This is a genomic window from Uniformispora flossi, from assembly GCF_049534875.1.
Lineage (GTDB): Bacteria > Actinomycetota > Actinomycetes > Streptomycetales > Streptomycetaceae > Yinghuangia > Yinghuangia aomiensis.
Map to the genome: position 1 here is coordinate 1 of NZ_JBMULZ010000025.1, position 23,860 is coordinate 23,860.

8 protein-coding genes and 1 pseudogene are annotated in these 23,860 nt (G+C 68.2%); 7 read left to right on the plus strand and 2 right to left on the minus strand.

Annotation, left to right across the window (positions count from 1 at the left end; genetic code table 11):
- The first annotated feature begins 157 nt into the window (after nucleotides 1-157).
- From ACPA54_RS34790 to ACPA54_RS34805, 4 genes and pseudogenes are all read left to right on the plus strand, one after another.
- On the plus strand, nucleotides 158-3,184 hold the full coding sequence (locus tag ACPA54_RS34790; protein ID WP_423535898.1) for an FG-GAP-like repeat-containing protein: 3,027 nt from the start codon (nucleotides 158-160) through the stop codon (nucleotides 3,182-3,184).
- Nucleotides 3,106-4,053, plus strand: a complete 948-nt coding sequence (locus tag ACPA54_RS34795; protein WP_423535900.1) for an FG-GAP repeat domain-containing protein — start codon at nucleotides 3,106-3,108, stop codon at nucleotides 4,051-4,053. Before ACPA54_RS34790 ends, ACPA54_RS34795 begins: the two co-directional genes overlap by 79 nt.
- Nucleotides 4,053-4,205, plus strand: coding sequence for a hypothetical protein (locus tag ACPA54_RS34800; protein ID WP_423535902.1), 153 nt, complete (start codon nucleotides 4,053-4,055; stop codon nucleotides 4,203-4,205). Before ACPA54_RS34795 ends, ACPA54_RS34800 begins: the two co-directional genes overlap by 1 nt.
- A 547-nt stretch (nucleotides 4,206-4,752) precedes the next feature.
- Nucleotides 4,753-4,907 (plus strand): annotated as a pseudogene (locus ACPA54_RS34805) (transposase); the annotation flags it as partial.
- A 166-nt stretch (nucleotides 4,908-5,073) separates the two neighbouring features.
- On the opposite strand, the gene ACPA54_RS34810 reads toward ACPA54_RS34805, so the two are convergent.
- A complete protein-coding gene (locus ACPA54_RS34810) occupies nucleotides 5,074-5,778 on the minus strand; it encodes a hypothetical protein (protein ID WP_423535904.1) in 705 nt (234 codons plus the stop codon).
- A gap of 123 nt (nucleotides 5,779-5,901) precedes the next feature.
- Nucleotides 5,902-13,032 carry a polymorphic toxin-type HINT domain-containing protein gene (locus ACPA54_RS34815; protein ID WP_423535905.1) on the minus strand — a complete coding sequence of 2,377 codons (7,131 nt, stop codon included), beginning with the start codon at nucleotides 13,030-13,032 and terminating at the stop codon, nucleotides 5,902-5,904.
- A 380-nt stretch (nucleotides 13,033-13,412) separates the two neighbouring features.
- Here ACPA54_RS34815 and ACPA54_RS34820 point away from each other — a divergent pair, with 380 nt between their 5' ends.
- The 3 genes from ACPA54_RS34820 to ACPA54_RS34830 all read left to right on the plus strand — a co-directional run bounded on the left by ACPA54_RS34820 (nucleotide 13,413) and on the right by ACPA54_RS34830 (nucleotide 23,807).
- Nucleotides 13,413-18,314, plus strand: a complete 4,902-nt coding sequence (locus ACPA54_RS34820; RefSeq protein ID WP_423535907.1) for an FG-GAP-like repeat-containing protein — start codon at nucleotides 13,413-13,415, stop codon at nucleotides 18,312-18,314.
- 68 nt (nucleotides 18,315-18,382) lie between these two features.
- The gene (locus ACPA54_RS34825; RefSeq protein WP_423535909.1) at nucleotides 18,383-23,071 is read left to right on the plus strand and encodes an FG-GAP-like repeat-containing protein; all 4,689 of its coding nucleotides are present in this window, start codon (nucleotides 18,383-18,385) and stop codon (nucleotides 23,069-23,071) included.
- A gap of 148 nt (nucleotides 23,072-23,219) precedes the next feature.
- Nucleotides 23,220-23,807: a TetR/AcrR family transcriptional regulator gene (locus ACPA54_RS34830; RefSeq protein ID WP_423535911.1), complete on the plus strand. Its 588-nt coding sequence runs from the start codon at nucleotides 23,220-23,222 to the stop codon at nucleotides 23,805-23,807.
- The last annotated feature ends 53 nt before the right edge of the window (nucleotides 23,808-23,860 follow it).

Consider the following 23,860-nt stretch of genomic DNA (forward strand, 5'->3'; position numbering starts at 1 on the left):
GCTACGAACGCAAGCCCGAACACTTCCTCGCCTTCACCGCCATCGCCTGCACCCTCATTTGCTATCGCAGACTCACCAAATGAGATGACGTCTTACTCCGGGGCAGGCAGCCAAATCCGCCGAGGCGGCCGGGGACTCCGCCGCGAACGCGGCTCCGGTGGCCGACCCGGCCAAGGGCGCTTCGGAGACCGCCAAGCAGGCGGACATCAAGGTCGAACTCAAAGGCGATTCCTTGGCCTTGGCGCCCGACCAGGCGCTCCTGACCGCCCCGGACACCACCTTCCCGGTCGTCATCGACCCGATTTGGACCACCGAGTACAAGAACATGTGGGCCATCGCCTACAAGCACAACGGCATCGCCGGCTCAGCGGACACCCCGTACATCAACGGCGGAACGCTGAGCAAGGAGGCCCGGGTCGGCTGCGCCCGCGACGCGGACCGCAACAACGCGGTCGTCTGCGCCAAAACGTTCTTCCACGTGGACACGCGCACCCTCTGGGACAAGCAGATCATCGAGTCCACCCTGCGGATCAAGCAAAACTACGCGGGCTCGTACAGCTGCCAGTCCGGCGAGATCCAGGTGTGGGACACCAGCGGCATCAAGAGCAACACCACGTGGAACAACCAGCCGTCGTGGGCTTCGATGATCGACGCCTCCGGCAAGTCGTTCGGCGGCCGCAACTGCCCCACCGGCGGCGGCGAGGATCTGGTCGAGTTCAACGTCACCACGGCGACCCGGCTGGCGGCCGAACGCCACTGGGGCTTCTGGGCGTTCGGCCTGAAGTCGGCTACCGATACGGTCGACGTGTCGTGGCGCCGACTCGCCCCGGAGACCGCGCGTATCTCCACGCAGTACAACACGCCGCCGGCCACGCCGGGCGAGCGCTCCACCGACCCGTACGCGCCTTGCCAAGGCGGCACAATCGGGCAGTCCGACTTCGTCACGTTGCGCGCCCGAGTGTGGGACGACGAGGACAACCAGGTCACCGCCGAGTTCCACTACTGGAAGGACGGCGCGGCCTGGCCGACCGTGCGCAACACCACGGTGGTCCGCGGCAATATCGCCTCGGTGCAAGTGAGCGGGAATGACCTGGCAGACGGCACGTACGTGTGGGACGTCCGGGCCCACGACGGACGGGACATCTCCCCCTGGGCCGGGCAGTGCCGGTTCACCGTCGACAAGAGCCGCCCGAGCAGCCCGCCGAGGGTGACCTCCGCGGAGTTCCCGAACGGCGACGGCGGCACCTGGGGCAACCCGGCCCGGACCGGCGGCCAATTCACATTCGACGCCAACGGCGAGACGGATGTGGTCAAGTACGAGTGGTACACCGACTTCGACACCCGGGTTGCGACCGCCGCCGCGCCGTCGCCCGGTGCCGCGGCCACGGTGTCGTTCACCCCGCTGAGCGTGGGGCCGCAGCACCTCTACGTCGTCGGCGTGGACGCCGCCGGCAACCGCTCCGACCTTCGCAACTACCTCTTCTACGCGTCGCGTGCGACCGCCCGCGACGACTACGGGGACCTCAACGGCGACCACAACCCGGATCTGTGGGCCGTCGACAAGGACGGCGGCCAGCTCCGCGTGCACCCGGGCCAGGGAGACGGCACGTTCGGGCTCTCGGCCGATGCCGACAACTCGAGCTTCGCGGGCGCCGTGATCACGCACCGCGGCGACTGGGGCGAGGACGGCTACGAGGACCTGATCGCCCTCAAGCAGGGCCCGGACGGAAACCCCGCGCTCGTCCGACGCAACAACGACGGCCGCGGCATCTTGCAGAACCGCGACGTCGGTGAGCAGCAGTTCCTCACCTACACACCCGAGTACCGTACTTGGGACGCGGGCGGACAGGTGCTCTCGCTCGGCAGCGTCGACGACGACAATGGCGACGGCACGGTCGACGGGAACGACAACCCCGACCTCCTGGTGTTGTCCGCCGGCAAACTGTGGCTGTACTACGGCACGAAGTCGCAGTTCCTCGACGAGAGGGAACCACCGGTCGCGATCGGCGGCACCGACTGGGGCAACAAGACGATCATGACGCCGGGCGACACCGACGGCGACGGTCTGCCGGAGCTGTGGGTTCGTGAGACGGACACCGGGAACGTGTACGCGTTCCCGAGTGGGAAAGACGACGTCGGCAACTTCAACCCGGCCTCCTACGCCAACGCCCAGAAGCGCGTCAAGATCGGCACCGGCTTCACCGCCGCCGCCTATCCCCAGCTCACCAGCGACGGCGACCTGGAGAAATTCGCCGGCGGCACGTCATACCCGGACCTGTGGGGCACCGATCCCCAAGGCCGCGTCTACGAGTTCCCCGGCAAGACCCTCTCCGGCGAATCCGCGTTCGGCCCGCCGCGCGCCCTCGTCACCAACAGCCGCTCTTGGAGCGACTGCCAAGCCTTCACGGGCCCGGCCACCGGCACCCACACACTGTGCGGCCCGATCCTGTCCAAGTACCTCGCGCTCGGCGGGCCGGCCACCAGCGCGCTCGGATACCCGACCACCGACGTGACCACACCCCCCGACGGCACCGGACGCTACGCGAACTTCCAGGACGCGAGCAGCACGTCACCCAACGGGTCCATCTACTGGTCGCCGGGCACCGGCGCGTGGTCCGTGCGCGGTTCTATCCGCGCCAAATGGGCGACCCTCGGCTGGGAACAGGGCATCCTCGGCTATCCGATCGCCGACGAACAATCCATCCCCGGCGCCGCGGACGGCTGGATCAGTACCTTCGCCGGATCGCCCGGCAACGCGCCCGGCGCGATCACCCACACCGCATCGGCGGGCACCCACGAGATCCACGGCGGCATCTACGTCCGGTACATGGAGATGGGCGGCCCTCGCGCAGTTGGATACCCGTCGACCGACGAGACGGCAACTTCTGCCGCCAAGCCCGGGCGCTATAACCATCTCCGCTGGCCGGGCCAGTCGGCGGACTACGCCTCCATCTACTGGAGCCAGCAAACCGGGGCATGGCATGTCCAAGGCGGTATCCGCACGGCCTGGGCCAACGCGGGCTGGGAGAACTCCTGGCTCGGCTTCCCGCCTCGAACGAATTCGATGTCGCCAACGGGCGCCGAAGCAGCTTCCAAGGCGGGTACGTGCGCTGGAACAAGGCCAACCTCACGGCCTCCGGGTACCAGTACGGCGCCGAGGTACCGGCCCCCCACGTCACGCTGAACGGCGACTTCAACGGTGACGGCCGCGCCGACATCGCCACGATGGTGGACTACGGAAACTGCGCCGCCGGACTGTGGACGCACCTTGGCGAGGCATCCGGCGGGTTCACTCCGCCGTTCGAGTCGTGGACGAACCCCACGACCTGGTGGTGCGTCGGCTCCGCCAAGTACGCGGTAGGCGACTACAACGGCGACGGCCGCGACGACATCGCCGCGCTCTACCACTACGGAAACGGCCGGGTGATCCTGCACACCAAACTCGCCCGCGCCGACGGCGGGTTCCAGGACGGTCCGATGAGCTGGGAACAGCCCTCGGGCTGGGACTGGGACCGCACCACGCTCCTCGCCGGCGACACCAACGGCGACCATCGCTCGGAACTGATCGCCGTGTACGGCTACGGCAATGGCCGCATCACCCTCTACACGTTCCCGTCGCGCACGGACGGCGGCTTCAACGCCCCCCTCAAGGGCTACGAGACCGTGACCGCCGGCAACTGGTGGTACGAGAACGCCCGCTACACCGCGGGCGATTTCAACGGCGACGGACGCACCGACGTCGGAGCCGTCTACATGTACGACAACGGCAACGTCGCTGCGCAGACCGCCCTCGCCAACCCGGACGGCACCCTCGGGCAGCCGTTCCAGAGCTGGGCCGCCACAGGAGCCGGCTGGTACCGCCCCGCGGTCCAGCTCAACGCCGGCGACGTAGACGGGGACGGACGGGACGACATCGCGATGATGTACGCCCACCCCAACGACCGCATGGCCCTGTACACCTTGACCGGCAAAACCGACGGCGGGTTCAACGGCCCCGTCATGAGCACCGACATCCCCGCCGGGAACTGGAATGCGAACACTCCAAGCCCCTGATGGGCGACGTCGACGGCGACGGACACGCGGACGTCTACACGATCTACGACTACCGCACCAGCCGATGGACGGCCTTCACCTTCAAGGGCCAGGCCTCCGGCGGATTCGACAACGGCTCGAGCAGCTGGTCGGTGCCGTGGGGAGTGTGGTGACCTGGGGATCCGGACGAGCATGACCTGACATGACATGACGGCGTCCCCGGGCAGCGGAATCGCTGCCCGGGGACGCCGCCGCATAAGCCCGCAGGAGGTTCCTGAGAACGGTGCTTCGCCCAGGGGCACCCTGATCACCGCCCCACAACTCTTTCACCAAGGCATCTTCGTGCCCTGCTGGTTCGACCACAGTTTCGAGGGATTTCACGTCCCCGCCCAAGTGCCGATCACCAAGACCGCCGCCCGAGCAGAGTGGGTCGGCTGCGCCGATGCGACAATCCACCAGCTGCGTTTCGCAAACTCCCCACGGAATAGGCGAATTCCGCCCGGCCAGCACAGCAGCCTCGTCCGGAGTACGTGGCTCTGGGGCCGTCGGATCAATGCGTCACAGTCGGCGTGTACGGGCTGTGCAGAAATCGCCGCAACATACCGAGCCGCCGGAATCGTCGGCGACTCTGGTGGCCACACGCCGGACCAGACGTTCCCACCAATTGACCGATGTGCGCGCACCTCCCCTTTCGTGGAAATTCTTGGAAGCCTCGCCGGGGAACCCAAGAAGCTCCGCCTGCGACTCTTCTCCGCCGCCGCGCACCTCGTCACCACAGCACGCCGAAAGATCTTGCGGCTCGCCCACACTGGTCCTGGACCCACGTCTTCACCGAGGCCGTCAACCGCCTGGCCACGCTCCCGAACCCCGGCTGACCAGCCCATTCACCCGGCCGACGAACACACGCCACCACCCCGGAACCGCGCCGGCCCGATGCGACAACCGCGCTACCACCACGCCCACACCCCGAAAGCCGTATAGCACCACAAAACGCACGGGCTGTCAGCAAGATGACGGCCCGTCACGAAACATCGAGGTCAATTAGAACGGCGGCGACTCGTACGGAAGCTCTGCATGGGAAGGCTCGGCAACAGCCAAACCCTCAAGACCGAAACGCGACCTATATCGCTCGATATGTGGATCAGCCGGAGCCGCAAACGTCAGCATCCAAAACTGCTGACCGGGACCCGCATATCCCGTTGGCGGAGGCGCCATGCGGACCAGGGCGTCTTCACTACACCACAGCTTGACCTGAGGCTCTTCACTGCCCAACGCCGCGAAATTCAGCGGCTCGAACAAATCCAGAGCATCGTTGATTTCTGAAGCATCAACAAAGGTAGTGAACTTAGATGCACCTCCGATGACAGCTTCCCGCACGGTGCAATGCAGAAGGAAATCACCGAGAACCTCGCCCGTTCCCGCCCAGTCGCCATCTCGCGCCTCCCTGGAGAAGACCTCGAGTCTGTCATCATCGAGGTCTACGGCCCAAAAATGGCCATTCTGATTCTCAATCCAGAATTCGAGCATGCCTCGAGAGTCCGGCACAAGATCCTGAGGCGCGACGGGTCGGTCATGGAACGTCACGGGGCCGTTGGCAAGCGCTGCCGCCAAGTGCCACTCAATCAGTTCGGCAGGCATAAAGGGGTGCGCGTCGATGTGAGTATCGCCCACACTCTGCGTAGTGCCGTACCAGCGCCGCAGGAAACGTCCGATGCTATCCGAGTTAATCGAAAGGAGCTCATCCACGATCCCAGAGTATACGCCACTGACTCAGCCTAGCGACATGTTTGATAAACGTCGCGCATGCACATTTCACTGCAAGGCTCGACAGGATTCCTGTCGAGCCTTGCCGAAACGCTCAACTCACCACTAGCGAGAATTCCCCGTGAACAAGCCGAGGAATTTTCGATTCTGATCATAGATCCACATTTGGGCACCACTGGGTAGTGCATCCTCGATAGGGCGGACTGGGATTCCGCCAGGGCGCGTATACGCCAATCCATTGCAGAATTGACAAATGCCTTCAGGGTGGTTTATGTAAAGCACTCCGCGTCGAATATCATTTCTGCGCATATAGGCGGCGGCCTGCATCTCAACGTGGTGAAAATTCGAACTCGTCATGCCGGGAACTCGATCGCCCATATCGTCAACGAATCCGCCCGAACCGCGACCACCGCTCGCGAACGGGACGACATCCACCTGGATGTCAAGAACTCCCGATGCCACGTGGTCCATTTCCTGCACAGCACGCTGACACTGCTCCGAACTGATGTTGTGAACCAGTACCGGCGTAGCGCCCGCGAGCACATAGTACGTGTGGAGGCTCGCGACGGTCAGGTTGTGGACCTTGGCCTGTTGGGTCCACTTGGCGACTGCGGTGATCTGGACGTAGGTGCCGGATGAGGTGCGGAGCCAGTTGCCGGCGACGAGTTCGTCGGCGCGTGCCCACTTGGCGAGTTCCGGAACCCAGAACGGGTGGCCGTCGGTTGCCGTGATGTGGTCGGTCTGGTCGCCAGCCGCGCCGTCGGTGTCAACGGTGATCTCGACCAGGTTCTTCTGGCCGTTGCCGATGATGAGGGCGGCGACGGGTTCGGCCTCGGTGGTGCCGGCTTCCGGGTCGGTGGCCAAGACCTCGTCGCCGAGCTGGATTTCCTCGATCGGCTTTGTGGTGCCGTCGGCCATCAAGACCAGCGTGCCGGGAACGAAGCTGTTACGGGCGCATGAGCCTCCCGCGTCGCCGGCCTTGTCCGCCTGTTTCGCGCCCGCGGCGGCTTCGTCGCTTTGTTTTGCTGCTGCGGCTGCCGCGTCGGCGTCTGCCTGTTTGGCTGCGGCTGCCGCGGCGTCCGAGTCTGCCTGTTTTGCTGCTGCGACTGCGTCGTCGCGGCGCTTGTTGTAGGCGGCGAGGTCTTCGGCGTAGCGGGCCGAGGCGGCCGCCTCGTCGTCCGCGCGTTTGAGGATGCCGCGGGCCCAGCTGACTTCCTCGCTCCACTTGTCGAGGGCCTTCTTGACCTTCTTCAAGGCCTTGAAGATCTTCTTCGCCTTGCCGGCGAACCAGAACGCCGCCTCGGCCGCGAGCATTGCGCAGGAGCCGACACTGCCCCCGATGCAGGACATGATGTCGTTGTAGCCGCTCATGTCCTTGAGGACTTCCTTGGCCACCTGGGCCGCGTAGTCCAACTTGCTCTGCATGGCGAGGAATCGGGCGCGGGCGACGTCGGCGTCGCTCGTGGTGCGGGCCGGGGGTGCGGCCGGCGGAGGCCCAACATCCACGGAGGGCGTGGCGTTGCTCGGTGCCGTGTCTCCGGGGCCGCCTCTGCAGAAGTTTGTGTAGCAACGCGACCAAAGCCCCGTCGGGTCCGAGAACGTCACCGGTGAGTTGTTCGCGTACGAATACGCCTGCATCTGCTGCGGATCCGTCGGATCCATGATCGGGTCGACCGAGATGAATCGTCCGATGGTCGGGTCGTACTCGCGTGCGCCCAGGTGGACGAAACCGGTCGTCTTGTCGACCGTGCCGCCGACGAAGCCCTTCTCGCCCGGCCAGACCGACGGCGCGGTGCCGCGTGTGTCGCCGAACGGGGTGAACTTGCGGCGGGTGATCTGCTGCGTGGCCGCGTCGACCGACGTGTTCGCCGTGCCGTTCTGGTCTCCGAGGAGGTACGACACGACCAGGGAGCCGGACTCGTTCGTCCGCACCATCGCCGCGCCGCCGGCGCCGCCGATGCTGCGCGTGCCGGTGACCTTCTGCGAGGCGACGTTCAGCTTGAGTTCGGTGCCGGGCAGGTACAGCGTGACGTTGTCCGGGTCGCGCCGGATGAGGCGTTGGCCGCTTGCGTCGTACACGAAGTCGGTGGGGCGCCCCGCGCTGGTGGACTTGGCGAGGTGGCCCTCGGAGTCCCAGTCGAGGATCTGGTCGTCGCCTTGGACGGTCTTCTTGGTCGTGGCGCCGACCTCGTTGTAGAGGAACTTCTCTTCCCGCGAGCCGGCGGCGCCGGACGTGGTGACCTTCTCCAGCTGGTGGGACTTCGTGCCGGTCAGGTAGGTGTAGTCGCGGGTGACGTTCTTGCTCGCGTCCCCTGTGGTGTCGTGCTGGACTTCGGTCAGCCGGCTGCCGTCGGCCCGGTAGGTGTATGACGTCCAGTACGCGCTCGGCCCGCCGACCTGCGGCGTGCCGCCCGGCCCCACCGCGCCGGGCTTGGCGGCGCAGTCGTCGGTGGCCGTCCACGCGTCGGTGAGGCGCCGCAGGTAGTCGTACGAGAAGCACTGCGTGTCGGTGGTCGCGGATGTCGGGTTGGGGCCTTCGGCATCCGTGACCTTGAGGATGTTGCCGGACACGTCGCGCGTGTAGCGGACGTCGTTGATGCGCTGCGGTGCGACCTCGCGGTCGTTGATGACGCGCGTGTTGGCGCCGGTCTGCTCGTCGTACTCGTAAGTCGACCAGAGTTGCTTGCCGAACGGCCCGACGGCGGTGCGCTGCACGCTGCCGAGCGGCGAGTACGTCACCGAGTCGACGAACGTCGCGGCGTTGAGGGTGGTGCGCTGGGGCAGGTCCAGGCCGTTGTACTCGGTGGTGACGCGGTCGCTGGTCAGGCCGCCCGCGGCGGGTGACTTGGTCCAGAGCGGCAGTCCGGTGTTCGCGCCGTAGCCGCTTGTGTAGGCGTACGTTCCGGCGAGCTTGCCTTCCGACTGCGGGATGACGATCTGCGTCGCCGTGGGCCGGTACTCGGTGTCGTACTCGGTGACTTCCTGCTTGTACTCGTTCCCGTTCACGAACCGGCTCGACGACGCCGGGAGGCCGACGGCACCCGCGACCGTGTCGTACGTCTGCTGGGTCAGTTTGGGCCCGGTCAGCGACCCCTCGTGAGTCTCGGTCGGGCGGCCCAGCACGTCGTACGCGAACGCGAGCGTCTTGCCGCGCTGGTCAGTCGTCGTGAGCAGCCGGTCGCCGTCGTCGTACGTCATGGTCGTGGTCCCCTTGTCGGGGTCCTTGGTGGTGACCAGACGGCCGCGCAGGTCGTATTCGTACTCCCAGGAAGTGCCGCTCGGGTCGGTGAGCTTGTTGAGGGCACCGCGCTTGTCGTACGTGTACGTGGTCTCGTCGAACGTCGTGCCCGTCGGCGCGTCGCCCGGGTACTGCTGAAGCTTGGTCTTGCGGCCTTGCGCGTCGAGGAACGCCTTGGTCGGGGCGGTTCCGGCCGGTGGGTCGACCGCGACCCAGTCGCCGCCGTAGGTCGTGGTGGTCCGCCACGTCTCTTCGCCGAGCTTGCGCGCGGCGACGTCCGTCGCGCGGCCGAGGCCGTCGAAGTACGTGCGGGTCGAGGACGGGACCTTGTTGTCCTGCGACGCCCACAGCACCGGCGCGGGCGCGTCGCTGTTGTAGTGGGCCGCGTTCTCCTTCCATACCTCGCCGCGGCTGTTGTAGAAGGTGTCGGCGATGACGCGGCCGCCGCCGAGCGCCTGCTGCTGGGTCTGGCGCAGGCGCAGCATGCCGTCGTACAGCTCGTATGTGGTGCGGTACTCCCCGCTTTCGAGGAGCCGCTTGGTGGTGACCACGACGGGCGCGTCCACGCGTACGTCGTAGGAGAACTCCGCGTCGGGCGACTTCGTCGCCGGGTCGCGGTCCGGTGTCCACACCTTGGTGGTGCGTCCCAGTTGGTCGTACTGCATCACGGTCTTGCGGCCGTTGAGGTCGGTCTGGGCGAGCGGCGTGCCGCGGCCGGGATCGACTTCGAGGACGGTCTTGTGGCCGAGGTTGTTGACCGACTCGATCTTGGCGACGATCTCGCCGGCCGCCGGGATGTAGGTGTTGGTGGTGGTGACGCCGTACCGGTCGGTGACCGACTTGGGCCGGCCGTAGTTGTCCACCGTCACGGAGCCGTTGCCGACGTACTTCGGCGTCGTGCCCTCGTAGTGGTCGAGGATCTCGCCGCCGGTCGAGTTGCCGACGGCGTCGTAGTGGGCGAGCTGGTCGCCGAGGACGTCGCCGGGCCGGGCCGGCGTTTCGCCGCAGAGCTTGGCGACGGTTTCGGTGCGCCCGACGAGGTTGAGGATGTGCAGGGCGTCGATCGGCGCGTACGTGATGCGCGTGCAGCTGTTGTCGTCGTCCTTGGCGGTGTCGCCGTAGTCCTCGTTCGTGAGCTGGAGCCCGCGGTTGTCGAAGGTGTTCTTCGTCTTGGTCCGCCGCCAGCCGCGGTTGTCGGACAGCGCGGTGCGCGATGCGACCTCGACGGTCTGCTTGACGCGCGCGGTCTGCGGGTCGAGGCCGGTGCGGACGCGGGTGGCGTTGGCGTCCGAGACCCAGGGGGTGTAGATGGTGGCGGAGAGCAGTGCGCCGCCGTCACCGTTGTAGTACAGCGTTTCGCGGACCTGTCCGGCGAAGTCCTCGGTGTCGTGGATTGTGCCGCCGTCGCCGTCGGTGATTTCCACGGACCGCTTGCCGGAGGGGAGTTTGTCGCCGTCCATGCCGCGGAAGTACAGGTTCTCGACCAGCGACGGCACGTCCGGGGCTTCACCGGTGCGGGTGCGGACGCGTTCGTATCCGCGCCACTGGTTCCAGGTGCGGAGGGCCTGCTTGGTCAGCTCGTTGTCGTCGTCGTAGGCCCATGCGGGGGTGCCGACGTACTCGTAGTTCGTGACCTTGTTCGGCGAGTTGCCGTTGCGGTCCTCCTCGCGGACCTGGATCGCGAGGTGTTTGTGGAACCAGTCCTTCTTGTACGTCGGCGGCGCGTTCGGGTCGGACGGGTTCTTCTGCTCCTGGATGACCGGGTAGCAGCGCATCCCGTTGGTCTCGGGGTTCGAGGGGAGCTTGACCGGCGCGACGGTGGAGCACTCGGTCGGGGCGTAGACCACGCCGATGGACTGGCCGGTCTCGGTGTGGATGTAGTCGATGCGGTAGCGGAAGTAGGGCGGGGAGCCGTCGCCGTTGTTGTCGACGCGGTTCGGGAGCTGCTTGCCGCCGAAAAGAACCGGCGGAGTGGCGATTCCGGGCGTGGTGCCGTTCTTCGCGGTGCGCTGGATCTGCGCCAGCCACAGCGCGCGGTCGCTGCCGTCACCTGACATGGGGAAGTCGTGGGTCAGCGTCCAGGTGTCGACGTCGCGGAGCTGTCCGTTGACGCGGACGCGCGTGGTGATGTCGGCGAGCCGCTTGCGGGACCAGAAGGTCGGCGCCCAGCGGTTCTTGCAGTCCTCGCCGACGTTGCAGTTCTGGTCGAACGGGACGTCGGGCCAGTTCTTCGCGGTGTCCTTGGTCAGCGCTCCGGGCGCGCAGTCGACACCGGCCAGCGGGACGCAGCGTTCGGCGACGGTGAAGTCGACCTGTGCGGGCGCGGGGGCGTACAGGTTGTCGGCGCGCAGGCCGTACTCGGTGCGCAGGAGCCAGCCGCCGCGCACGTACGAGCGGTTCGTGGAGGTGCCGTCGGTCTGGACGTTGCTGCCGTAGGAGTTGGTCTCGGTCTCGTAGTAGTGCGCCATGGCGTTGCCGCGCGGGTCGACGACGAGGTCGAGGTTCCACCGGTATGCCTGCGTGCAGAACGAGTCCTTGAACTGCGTCTGGTAGCAGTCCTCTCCCGGGTTGTTGCCGACGACCGGCATCGTCCACGCGGACTTGGTCTCGGCCTTCCCGGCCGCCCAGCCCGGGAGGTGGTTTTGGCCGAAGTAGTACTTCGTGCCGTCCATGGTCGTGACGACCCAGTACTCGCCCTCGTTGTCGCCGTTCGGCGCGCCGCGCAGCAGTTCGACCTTGGAGCCGTCGTCGGCCTCCGGCACCCACTTCTTGGTCGCGTCGTCCAGGACGAGTTGCGTCGAACCGCCGTTGAGGGACATCGCGACGATGGGCGCTCCCTGGCACACGTCGCCGGTGTCGGTCTGCGGGTTGTTGCGCGGGCTGCCGCTCTTGTCGTCCGCGCACGACGGGAAGGTCCGCTCGATGAACGACGAGCCGAGGTCCCAGCCGTCGCCGATCCAGGACGCCTGGGCCTGGGACGCCGAGGTGCGGCCGTCCACAGCGGACGACGAGTAGCTCAGCCCGAGGTTGGGGCCGGGGCCGCCCAGCGACGTGGGCAGTTCGAGGGGGTAGGACCAGGAGAAGTCGCCTGCGGCGCCGCCGCCTTGCCATGTGCCGGACGGCGCGAGCGAGGTGGCCTTGTAGTCGCCTTGCGGGCCGGAGGGGCCGGCGACGGCGGCGAGGACGGTGCCGCCTGTGGGGGTGGCGGATCCCGCCCCCGCCAGGCTGCGGGCTTGCGGGTCGGCTGCCGATGCCGCGGGCGCGGCGTCCACCTGGGCCGTGAGGGTGCCGGTCCGAGCGTTGTTCTTGGTGACCAAAGGCGTCCGCGTTCGGCATTCCGGCGCTTCCGGCGTGGTCAGGGCGCAGCCGGGCAGCGCGACGAACGTCAGCCGTGACGACCAGCCGCCGCCATAGGCGTTCCTGAAGCCGGAGTAGTCCAGTTCCACGGTGACCGGCGCGTTCAGCGCGGCGGCGTCGGTGCGGCCGACGCCGAGCAGGACCCCGTCGACGCCCGCACGCTGGGCGGCGGCGCGGTCGGCGACCTGAACGCGGACCCGGCCGGCCGACCCCGTTGCGGAAGTCCCGGCGGCCGCAGCGGACTTTCCGGTCTTGACGGACTCGGCCGTGTCCGCGGTTCCGGACGGTGCGGCCGACGCGATCCTGACCGGTAGACCGCCGGCCTTCACGGCATCGCCGGTCGGTCCGTCGGCGGACGAACGCGCCGCAGACTTCCCGGACTCCGCCCCGGCGAGGTCGACTTCGGCGGTTCCCGCGGCCGGCCAGGCCGCAGCGCCGGCGGCACTAGGGGTCCACGGCTTGACCTGCGATTCGCTGGGCGCCGGGGCCGGCTTGCTCACCACGGCTGTCCCAGGCACCGATTCGGTCTGCTGGAGCGCCGGAAGCGGCGGGACGGCGGCTTTCGCCGGCCCTGCCTCCACCGCAACGAGCCCGGACAGCACGAGCACGCCGGCGAGGCCGAACGAGACTCGGCGGGGCAACGGTCTTATTGGGGAACGGAACTGCCCGGCGGACACCCCTGCCCCGAAAACACGCAGCCGAAAGACACCCACGACAACCCCCAAGATCACATGCGGCCGCCGAAACGTAGCAGGATCGAACGAAACTTGAGAAGACCCGGAAACCCCGCGGTCGGGATATTCACAATTCCTTCTGGCGCGATTGCTGTACGTAATGACAAGGGCAAGAGAAGGTAAATGCCCGATTCGCCCCAACCGGGGGGATGTTCGCATGCGCTCATGTGACCTGGTAAGAGTCTCCATCAGCGCACGAGTCCCGGCCATCACAGGCCTTTCACTAGGTAAAGCGCCTGCTATCGCATCCGACTCGTTAACACCACAGAGGAGTAGAGGAATGACGCGTGAACAATCCTCGTGAACGAATCCGCGGACGAGGTTCCGCGCTCTCCGGGGCGACGATTTTCGGCCTGACCATGGCCCTCGCGGCCGGCTCCGTAGCCGTTGCCGCACCATCGGCTAAGGCGCCGATTCCGGCCATCTCAGCCGACGGCACCCTCGCCACGCAGGCGGTCCGGGAGGCGGGCGTCACCGACGCGGTCGACAAGGCCAAGGCGACCGGCTCCGCAGTCGAGATCGCGGCCGAACGCACCGAGGACGGCAAGACGTTCGCCAACCCGGACGGTACATTCCGGCGCGACACCTACCTGCGCCCGGTACACGTCCGGCAGAACGGCAGGTTCGTTGACGCCGATGACACGCTCGTGGCCGGAAAGGACGGCACCGTCCGGCCGAAAGCGGCCCGCGCGGACTACACCTTCTCGGGCGGCGGCGAGAAAGCACCGCTTGCGACCGTCACCAAGGACGGCCGCGCGATCGCCCTCACCTGGCCGGGCAAGCTCCCCAAGCCGGCGCTGGCCGGGGACACCGCCACGTACGCCGAGGTCCTGCCTGGTGTCGATCTGAAGATCGTCGCCGATGTCGACAGCTTCTCGCACGTCCTCGTGGTCAAGACCCCTGAGGCCGCCCGTAATCCGAAGTTGGCGCGGCTGGAGTTCGGGCTGAAGGCCAAGGGGCTGGAGATCAAGGCGGCGGAGGACGGTTCCCTCACCGCCGTCAACCCGGCGGGGCAGGCGGTGTTCACCGCGCCGCCTCCCAAGATGTGGGACAGCACAGGCACTTCGCAGCCGGAAGGTGTGTCCCGCCAGGCCGGCGGTTCGGGACAACCAGCCCCGACTGCCGCTCCGGTCGCCGGCGTCGCGGCTGGGGCATCCGACAGCGGCAAGCAGGCCGAACTCGCCGTCCGGCTCTCCGGCGACCGCTTGGACCTGGGCGTGGACCAGACGCTTCTGACCGCGCCCGACACGGTATTCCCGGTCGTCATCGATCCGGTCTGGCGCGACGACTACAAGAACCTCTGGGCGATCGCCTACAAGCACAACGCCTACCCGTCCACGCCAACCACGACCTACATCAACGGCGGGACGCTGTCCAAGGAAGCCCGTGTCGGCTGTGCCAAGGACCAAGACGCCGGGTACGCGGTCGTCTGCGCCAAGACGTTCTTCCACATCCCGACCCGGGCTGTCTGGGGCAAGCAGGTCATCGAGTCGACGCTGCGGATCCGCCAGACGTATGCAGGCTCGCACAGCTGCCAGTCCGGTGAGATCGAGGTGTGGGACACCGGCCGGATCCAGGAAAACACCACGTGGGGCAACCAGCCCGCCTGGTATACCCGGATCGACTCCAGCGGACAGTCCTTCGGGGGCCGCGCGTGCCCCGGCGGCGACGGCATCGTCGAGTTCAACGTGACGGCGGCGACACGGTCGGCTGCGACCAACCAATGGGACTTCTGGGCCTTCGGTCTCAAGTCGAAGTCGGACACCGTCGACGTGTCGTGGCGCAGATTCGCCCCCGAGACCGCGGTCATCTCCACCAGCTACAACACACCCCCGGCCACCCCCTACGACCGGTCGACCGACCCGTCCGTACCGTGCACCGGGGCGGGCTTCGGACTCACCGACTACGTCACACTTCGAGCCCGCGTCGACGACGAGGAAGACAACAACGTCTCGGCCGAGTTCCACTATTGGAAGGACGGCATCCCGCAGCCGATCGCCCAGACGACCCAGGTCGTACGCGGCAACGTCGCCTCGGTGCGGATCCCGGTGTCCGGCCTCACCAACGGCACTTACGTCTGGGACGTGCGCGCCTACGACGGCCGGGACTACTCGCCGTGGGCCGGGCAGTGCCGGTTCACCATCGACAAGCAGCGCCCCGGCGAACAGCCGACGGTGGCGTCGACGGAGTTCCCGAACGGCGACGGCGGGCTCTGGGGCGCTCCCGCGCGCACCCCGGGCACCTTCACGTTCGGCGCCAACGGCGTGTCGGACGTGGTGCGTTACGAGTGGTACACCGAATTCGACCTCACGCCCCGCCAAGCGGCTGCCCAGGCACCCGGCGGCCCGGCGTCCGTGACGGCGACACCGCTGCGCGCGGGACCGCACACGATGTACGTCACCAGCATCGACGCCGCGGGCAACCGCTCCGACACCCGGACTTACCTGTTCTACGCGACCCGTTCCGCGAACCGCGACAAGCCCGGCGACGTCAACGGCGACGGCTTCACCGACCTGTGGGTGATCGACAAGGACGGCGGACAGCTCCGCATGCACCCGGGCGACGGGACCGGCACCTTCGGCGCGTCCGTGGAAGCGGACAAGGCCACCCACATCACCGCGAGCATCACCAACCGCGGGGACTGGGGCGAGGACGGCTACGAGGACCTCATCCTCCTCGAGCGCGGACCCGACGGCCAGCCGGGGATCTTCCGCAGGGCGAACGCCGGCTCGGGCATCCTGGAGAACCGGGACACCGGGCAGGCGCAGTTCCGCCTTTACTCGTCCGCGAACAAGCACTGGCAGAACGGCGGCCAGGTCCTCTCCCTCGGCAGTGTCAACGACGATGCCGGACCCGGTGGCGCGGGCCCGGACGGCGTCGTCGACGACAGCGACTGGGCGGATCTCCTGGTGCTGTCCGATGGCCGGTTGTGGCTGTACTACGGCAGTAAGGGCACGTTCTTGGACGAACTCCAGGACGCGGTGCAGATCGGCGACGCCTCCTGGGCCGGCAAGACCATCATGACGCCCGGCGACACGACCGGCGACGGCCTTCCCGACCTCTGGGTCCGGGACGACGCGACCGGCGACGTCCACGAATACCCGAGCGCCAAGGACGCCAACGGCAACTTCGACCCGGGTTCCTACGCATCGGCGGCGACCCGCACGAAGATCGCCTCCGGTATCACCGCTGCCGCATACCCCCGCCTCACCTCCAACGGCGATCTGGAGAACGCCGTCGGCACGGCCGGCCATCCCGACCTGTGGGGAGTCACACCCGAGGGCCGCGTCGTCGAGTTCCCCGGCAAGGCACGAGTCGGCGACTCCGCGTTCGGCCCGGTGCGCGACCTGGTCGTGAACAGCCGCACATGGAACGACTGCCAGACCTTCACCTCGGCCGACACCGGGACCCACAGTCTGTGCGGGCCGATCCTCACGAAGTACCTGGCCCTCGGCGGCCCGACAGGAGCGCTGCGCTACCCGACGACCGACGTCACCGCTGCAGGTGACGCCACCGGCCGCTACGCGCACTTCCAGGGGACCCGCACCGCGGCCGACCCTTACGCGTCGATCTACTGGTCGCCCGGCACGGGCGCCTGGAGCGTGGTCGGCGCCATCCGGGGCAAGTGGGCGAGCCTCGGATGGGAGCAGGGCTTCCTGGGCTATCCGACCTCGGACGAGACGCCCGGCTCCGCGTCGTACGAAGGCCGGATCAGCACCTTCGCCGGGGCCGGCGGGGAAGGGCCAGGGGCCATCACCTACGCGCCCGACGCCGGCACGCACGAGATCCACGGTCTCATCTACCAGCGCTTCATCGCGCTCGGCGGGACCCGCCAGGTCGGGTACGCCTCCACGGACGAGACCGCGACACCGGTCAAGTACGGCCGGTACAACCACTTTCGGATGCCCGGTGCCACGTCGGAGACGTCCTCGATCTACTACAGCCCGAACTCGGGGACGTGGCAGGTCCTGGGCGGCAACCGCTCCAAGTGGGCGGAGCTGGGGTCGGAAAACGGCTGGCTGGGCTTCCCGACGTCGAACGAATACCAGGTCGCCAACGGCTGGCGGGCCGACTTCGAAGGCGGATACCTGCGCTGGAACTCCGCGAACCAGACGTCGACCGCCTACCAGAAGAACCAGGAGAGCGGAGGCCTCCGGGTCACCCTGGACGGTGATTTCAACGGCGACGGGCGCGCCGACATCGCGACCGTGATGGACCACGGGAACTGCGCGGCCGGGATGTGGACGCAACTCGGCAACGCCGATGGGACGTTCGCCTCGCCGTTTGTATCGTGGACCAACCAGGTCGGGTACTGGTGCGTCGGTTCCGCGAAGTACGTCACCGGCGACTTCAACGGCGACGGACGCGACGACATCGCGGCGATGTACGACTACGGGAACGGGTCGGTCAAGCTGCACACGAAGCTCGCCCGCGCCGACGGCGGATTCGTCGACGGGCCCCTGAGCTGGGAGCAGACGTCCGGCTGGGACTACGGGCGGACCACCCTCATGGCCGGCGACCAGGACGGCGACGGCAGGTCGGACCTCATCGCGGCCTACGGCTTCGCCGACGGCCGCGTGAAGTTCCTGACCTTCCCGTCGCGAACGGACGGCGGGTTCACCGCCCCGGTCACGGGCTGGGAAGAGGCCAATCCCGGCTGGTGGTACTACGAGAGCGCCCGGTACACCACAGGTGACTTCAACGGCGACGGCAAGACCGACATCGCCGCCGCCTACGTCTACTCCGACGGCACCCCCACCGTGTTCACGCTGACCGCCGGACCCAACCGGACGTTTGCCGCGCCCGCTTCGAACTGGACGGCAGCAGGCGCCGGGTGGGACCGGGCGAGCGTCCAGATCAAGGGCGGTGACACCAACGGGGACGGCCGCGCCGATCTGGTCATGCTCTACACGCCGCCCAACGCACCGGTCACCGTGACCACGTGGGTCGCGGACGCCACAGGCAAGCTGGCCTCGCCGTCGGCAAGCCCGGCCACCGGCCAGTCCGGCTGGACCGCCGACCGAGCCCGGGCACTGACGGGCGACGTGGACGGCGACGGCCGCACCGACCTCTACACGGTGTACGCCCGACCCGAAGGCGGCTGGACGGCCTACACGTTCCGCGCGCAGCCCGACGGCACGCTCGCGGTCGGGGCGAAGAGCTGGGAAGCCGCGCTCGGCACCTGGTAACGGCTCAACGGTCCGGCCGGTGACGGGCAGCCGTCACCGGCCGGGCCACCCTCAGGAAGGAAACACACGTGACCGTCCGAATCCGGTCCCGATGTTCGGGGCCGCCCAGCTCCCGCAGAGCCGTGGCCTTCGGCTTGGCCGCGGCACTCGCGGCCGGCGTCTTGACCGCGACCGAGACCCCGGCCGATGCCGCGGGTCCGATGGCCCGGGCCGATGGGACTCTCTCCTCGCCCGACGCCCAACTGTCCGACACCCGGCGATCACTCGACCGGGCCGCGGCGTCCGGCAGCCCTGTGGAGATCGCCACGCAGCGGACCGAGAACAGCAAGACGTACGCCAATCCCGACGGCACATTCACGATGGACCGCTATGTGCGGCCTGTTCACGTGCGTCAGAACGGCGCGTTCGTCCCCGGCGACGACACCCTGGTGGCCGGCAAGGACGGGACCGTCCGCCCCAAGGCCGCGCGTGCGGACTTCGCGTTCTCCGGCGGGGGTAGCAAGGCACCGCTGGCGGTCGTCCGCAAGGACGGCCGCGAGCTGGCGCTCACGTGGCCCGGCAAGCTCCCGAAACCGGCCCTCGACGGTGACACTGCCACCTACCCGGAGGTGCTGCCGGGCGTCGACCTGAAGATCATCTCCGAGGTCGACTCCTTCTCGCACGTCCTCGTCGTCAAAACACCGGAGGCAGGCCGGAACCCCGCACTGGCGCGGCTCGAGTTCGGGCTCGCGGCCACGGGCGTGAAGGTCGGATCCACACCCGACGGCTCGATGACCGCGGTCGACCCCGCCGGCGAGACGGTGTTCTCCTCACCACCCGCGAAGATGTGGGACAGCAAAGGCTCGGCCGCCGGAACGCAGGCCCGCGCCGCGGCCGCCCCCACGGACGCTGATCCGGCCGACGGCGCCGCGGACACCGCGAAGCAGGCCGACGTCAAGGTCGAGATCCGGCCCGGCACCATGACACTCACCGCAGATCCTGCGCTGCTCCACGCGGTCGACACGGTGTACCCGGTCGTCATCGACCCGACCGTGCGCACCGACTGGAAGGATCTGTGGGCGATCGCCTACAAGAACGACGGTGTCGCGGGATCGGAGAACACGCCCTACATCAACGGCGGTTCACTCAGCAAGGAAGCCCGTGTCGGATGTGCCCTCGACCCGGGCTACGGCAACGCCAAGGTCTGCGCAAAGACGTTCTTCCACGTGAGCACGCGCGCGCTGCTCGGCAAGCAGGTCATCGACGCGACGCTGCGGATCAAGCAGAACTACGCCGGCTCCCACTCGTGCCAGTCGGGCGAGATCGAGGTGTGGAGCACCGGCCGCATCGAGTCGACGACCACCTGGGCCCACCAACCGCCGTGGAACACGAAGATCGACGCCAGCGGGAAGTCCTTCGGCGGCCGCAACTGCCCGACCGGCGACGACCTGGTCGAGTTCAACGTGACGACCGCAGTACGCGCCGAGACCGCCAAGGGTTCGGACACGTGGGCGTTCGGGCTCAAGTCGCAGGCCGACACGGTGGACGTGTCCTGGCGCAGGCTTGACGCCGCGAGCGCCCGGGTCTCGGTCACGTACAACACTCCCCCGGCGACCCCGTACGACCGGTCCACCGACCCGTCGGTGCCGTGCGCGGGCGGCAGCTTCGGACTCACCGACTACGTGACCCTGCGCAGCCGGCTGTGGGACGACGAAGACAACAGCGTGTCCGCGCAGTTCGCGTACTGGAAGGAAGGCGGCGCGGTCGCCGAGCAGTGGACGGCCGTGGTCCGCGGCAACGTGGCTTCGGTGCGCATCCCGACCACATCCCTCGACAACGGCACCTACGTGTGGGACGTGCGTGCGTACGACAACCGGGACTACGGCGCGTGGGCCGGCCAATGCCGCTTCACCATCGACAAGACCCGCCCGAGCCGACCGCCGACCGTCTCGTCGACCGAGTTCCCCGACGGAGACGGCGGAACGTGGGGGGCTCCCGCCCGTACGCCGGGCACGTTCACCCTCGGTGCGAGCGGTGTCACGGACGTCGTCCGGTACGAGTGGTACACGGACTTCGACACAGCACCGCGCAGCGTGCCCGCGCAGGGCGCCGGAGGGCCCGCGTCCTTCACCTTCACTCCGCTGGTCACCGGTCCGCATTTCCTCTACGTGACGAGTTTCGATGCTGCGGGCAACCGGTCCGATGTCCGCAACTATCTCTTCTACGCGGCACGTTCGGCGTCCCGCGACAAACCCGGCGACATCAACGGGGACGAAACCACGGACCTGTGGACGGTCGACCGGGATGGCGGACAGCTGCGGATGCACCCCGGCGACGGAACCGGCGGGTTCGGGCTGTCGAAGGACGCGGACAACTCCGGCTACCTGAAGGCGAGCATCACCCACCGCGGGGACTGGGGCGAGGACGGCTACGAGGATCTGATCGTGCTGCGCCCGGGCGCCGACGGCCTTCCGGCGATCTTCCGCCGCGACAACGCGGGTGACGGGACGTTGCGGCATCGGGACCTCGGCGAAGCCGAGTTCCGCGTGTATGCGGGCGCCAACAAGCACTGGGCTCAGGGCGGCCAGGTCGTCTCGCTGGGCAGCGTGAACGACGACGCCGGCCCGGGGGGCTTGGGTCCGGACGGCGTCGTCGACGACAACGACTGGGCCGACCTCCTTCTGCTGTCCGACGGAAAGCTCTGGCTGTACTACGGCAGCAAAGAGGCCTACCTGGACAGCATGCTGGACCCGGTGTCGATCGGTGACGCCGCCTGGGGCGACAAGACGGTCATGACGCCGGGCGATACCACCGGCGACGGACTGCCCGAGCTGTGGGTCCGCGAGAACGGCAGCGGCCTGGTCTACGAATACCGCAGCCGCACCGACGCGAACGGCAACTTCGATCCGAGCGCCTACGCCGACCCGGCCGCGCGCGTGCAGATCGGCTCCGGGTTCACCGCGGCGGCCTATCCGCAGCTGACCAGTGCGGGTGACCTGGAGAACAAGGCGCCGGGCACCCGGTACCCGGACCTGTGGGGCACCGACCCGGACGGCCGCGTCGTGGAGTTCCCGGGACGCGCCCTGTCCGGCGGTTCCGCATTCGGGTCGGCGAGGACCCTGGTCGTCAACAGCCGCTCGTGGAGCGACTGCCAGACGTTCAGCTCGTCCGATGCCGGGACGCACACTCTCTGCGGGCCGCTGCTGACGAAGTACCTGTCTCTCGGCGGCCCGGCCGGCCGGCTGCGCTATCCGACGACGGACGTGGTCGCGGCCGCGGACGGGGCAGGCCGGTTCGCCCACTTCCAAGGGCAGGGCACCACCGGCACGGCCGCGAACGGCTCCATCCACTGGTCCCCGACGACGGGGGCCTGGTATACGCACGGAGGCACCAGAGCGAAGTGGCTGAGCACCGGAGGGGAATCCGGGCATCTCGGATACCCGAACGCGGACGAGCAGGTCGTCCCCGGCTCCGGCGGTGAAGGCTTCATCAGCACGTTCGCTGGGGGCCTTGGCAAGACACCCGGGGCGGTCCTCTACTCCGGCGCCACGGGATCACACGAACTGCACGGGGCATCCTACGACCGCTTCGTGGCGTTGGGCGGTCCACGGGTGCTCGGCTATCCGTCGGCCGACGAGTCCGTCACCGCCCCGAAGTCCGGAACCTACGTGCACTTCCGCCCGCTGGGCGCGGCATCCGACACCTCGTCGCTGTATTGGAGCGCGGCCACGGGCTCCCATCTGGTGAAGAACGCAATCCGCGGCTCCTGGGCGGGCCAGGGCTGGGAGAACTCGGCGCTGGGCTGGCCCACGTCCGACGAGTTCGCCGTACCGGGCGGGGCGCGCTCGAACTTCGAGAACGGCTTCATCCTGTGGGATGCGGTGACGGGCACGGTGACGTCGTCGCCCTACGCGCCCCTCCCCGCCACCCGTCCGGACATGAACGGCGACAACCACGCCGACCTGCTTGTACTGGGCACCGGCGGCGGCATCGAGAAGCGGTTGAACTACGGGGACGGCGCCGGATTCGGCGGCGGAGTGGCCATCAGCCAAGGCTGGCAGAACTACCTCGGCAACACCGGGCAGGGCAAGCTGTACTTCGCCGACGTCGACGGCGACAACCGCAAGGACCTCCTGGTGCTCGGCACCGACGGGACGATTCAGCGCCGGCTGAACTACGGGGACGGCGCCGGATTCGGCGGTGGAGTGGTCATCAGTCAGGGGTGGCAGAACTTCCTCGGCGAAGCCGGCCAGGGAAGGCTCTACTTCGCGGACATCAACGGCGACAGCCGGGCCGACCTGCTCGTGATGGGCCAGGACGGGAGCATCGAGCGCCGACTGAATTACGGCAACGGCGCCGGATTCGGCGGCGGGGTGCTCATCAGCCAAGGCTGGCAGAACTACCTCGGCAACACCGGGCAGGGCAAGCTGTACTTCGCCGACGTCGACGGCGACAACCGCGCCGACCTGCTCGCCCTCGGCACCGCGGGCGGTATCGAGGTCCGTCCGAACTACGGCGACGGCGCCGGATTCGGCGGCGGCACCACAGTGAGCGAAGGCTGGCAGAACTTCCTGGGTGATGCCGGGCAGGGCAAGCTGTACTTCGCCGACGTCGACGGCGACAACCGCGCCGACCTGCTCGTGCTGGGCACCGGCGGCGCCGTCGAGAAGCGGCTGAACTACGGCAACGGCGCCGGATTCGGCGGCGGAGTGGCCATCAGCCAAGGCTGGCAGAACTACCTCGGCAACCCGGGGCAGGGGAGGCTGTACTTCGTTTGACCGGAGTCCGCTTCGGCGGGCTGTCCGTGCCGGGTCGCCCTGCATCCGCGGGGCCGGCCCGGCACGGGCTTTCCGGCGCCGGACACGATCGGTCCCAGCCCCGCCGGCTGGATCAACCCGTCACCAACCCGCCGCTAAGGTGACCCCCATGGCGAAACGCGGCCCCTACGAGAAGGGCGAGGCCAAGCGGCGCGAGATCCTCCGGGTCGCCCTGGAGGTCTTCGCGGAGGAGGGCTACCGCGGCACCTCGCTGCGCAAGGTCGCGGCCCGGTGCAACCTGAGCCTGCCCGGGCTCATGCACTACTTCGCCTCGAAAGAGGACATGCTCACCCAGGTGCTGCGCGCCCGCGACGAGGCCGGGCGCGCGCACATGGAGGCCTACACCGGCCCGGACCCGCACACCGAGAGCATCCGCGAGGGCGCGCGGACGCCGGGGCTTGTCGAGCTGTTCGTGTCGATGGCGGCGGCCGGCGGCGATCCCGAGCACCCGGCACACGCGTTCTTCGCCGAGCGTTATCCGCAGTTCCGCGCACGACTTACCGGCGTCTTCGAGGAGCTGGCGGCGGCCGGCGCCCTCGATGGCGTGCCGGTCCCGCCCGAGCGGCTGGCCGTGCTGATGCTCGCGGTCGCGGACGGCATCCAGCTCCAGTGGCTGAACGACCGGTCGATCGACATGGAGCAGCCGGTGAAGGATCTGATGGCGTTGCTCGGAGTTGCGGCGGCGCGTCGGCCGTAGGAGGCCGGACGTGCCCGGGGCGTCGCGGCGTTGCCCGCGCCGTGCGTCGTCGG

Coding starts and splice junctions, on each gene's coding strand:
- ACPA54_RS34830 (WP_423535911.1), top strand. CDS start 23,220: ATGGCGAAACGCGGCCCCTACGAGAAGGGCGAGGCCAAGCGGCGCGAG.
- ACPA54_RS34800 (WP_423535902.1), top strand. CDS start 4,053: ATGGGCGACGTCGACGGCGACGGACACGCGGACGTCTACACGATCTAC.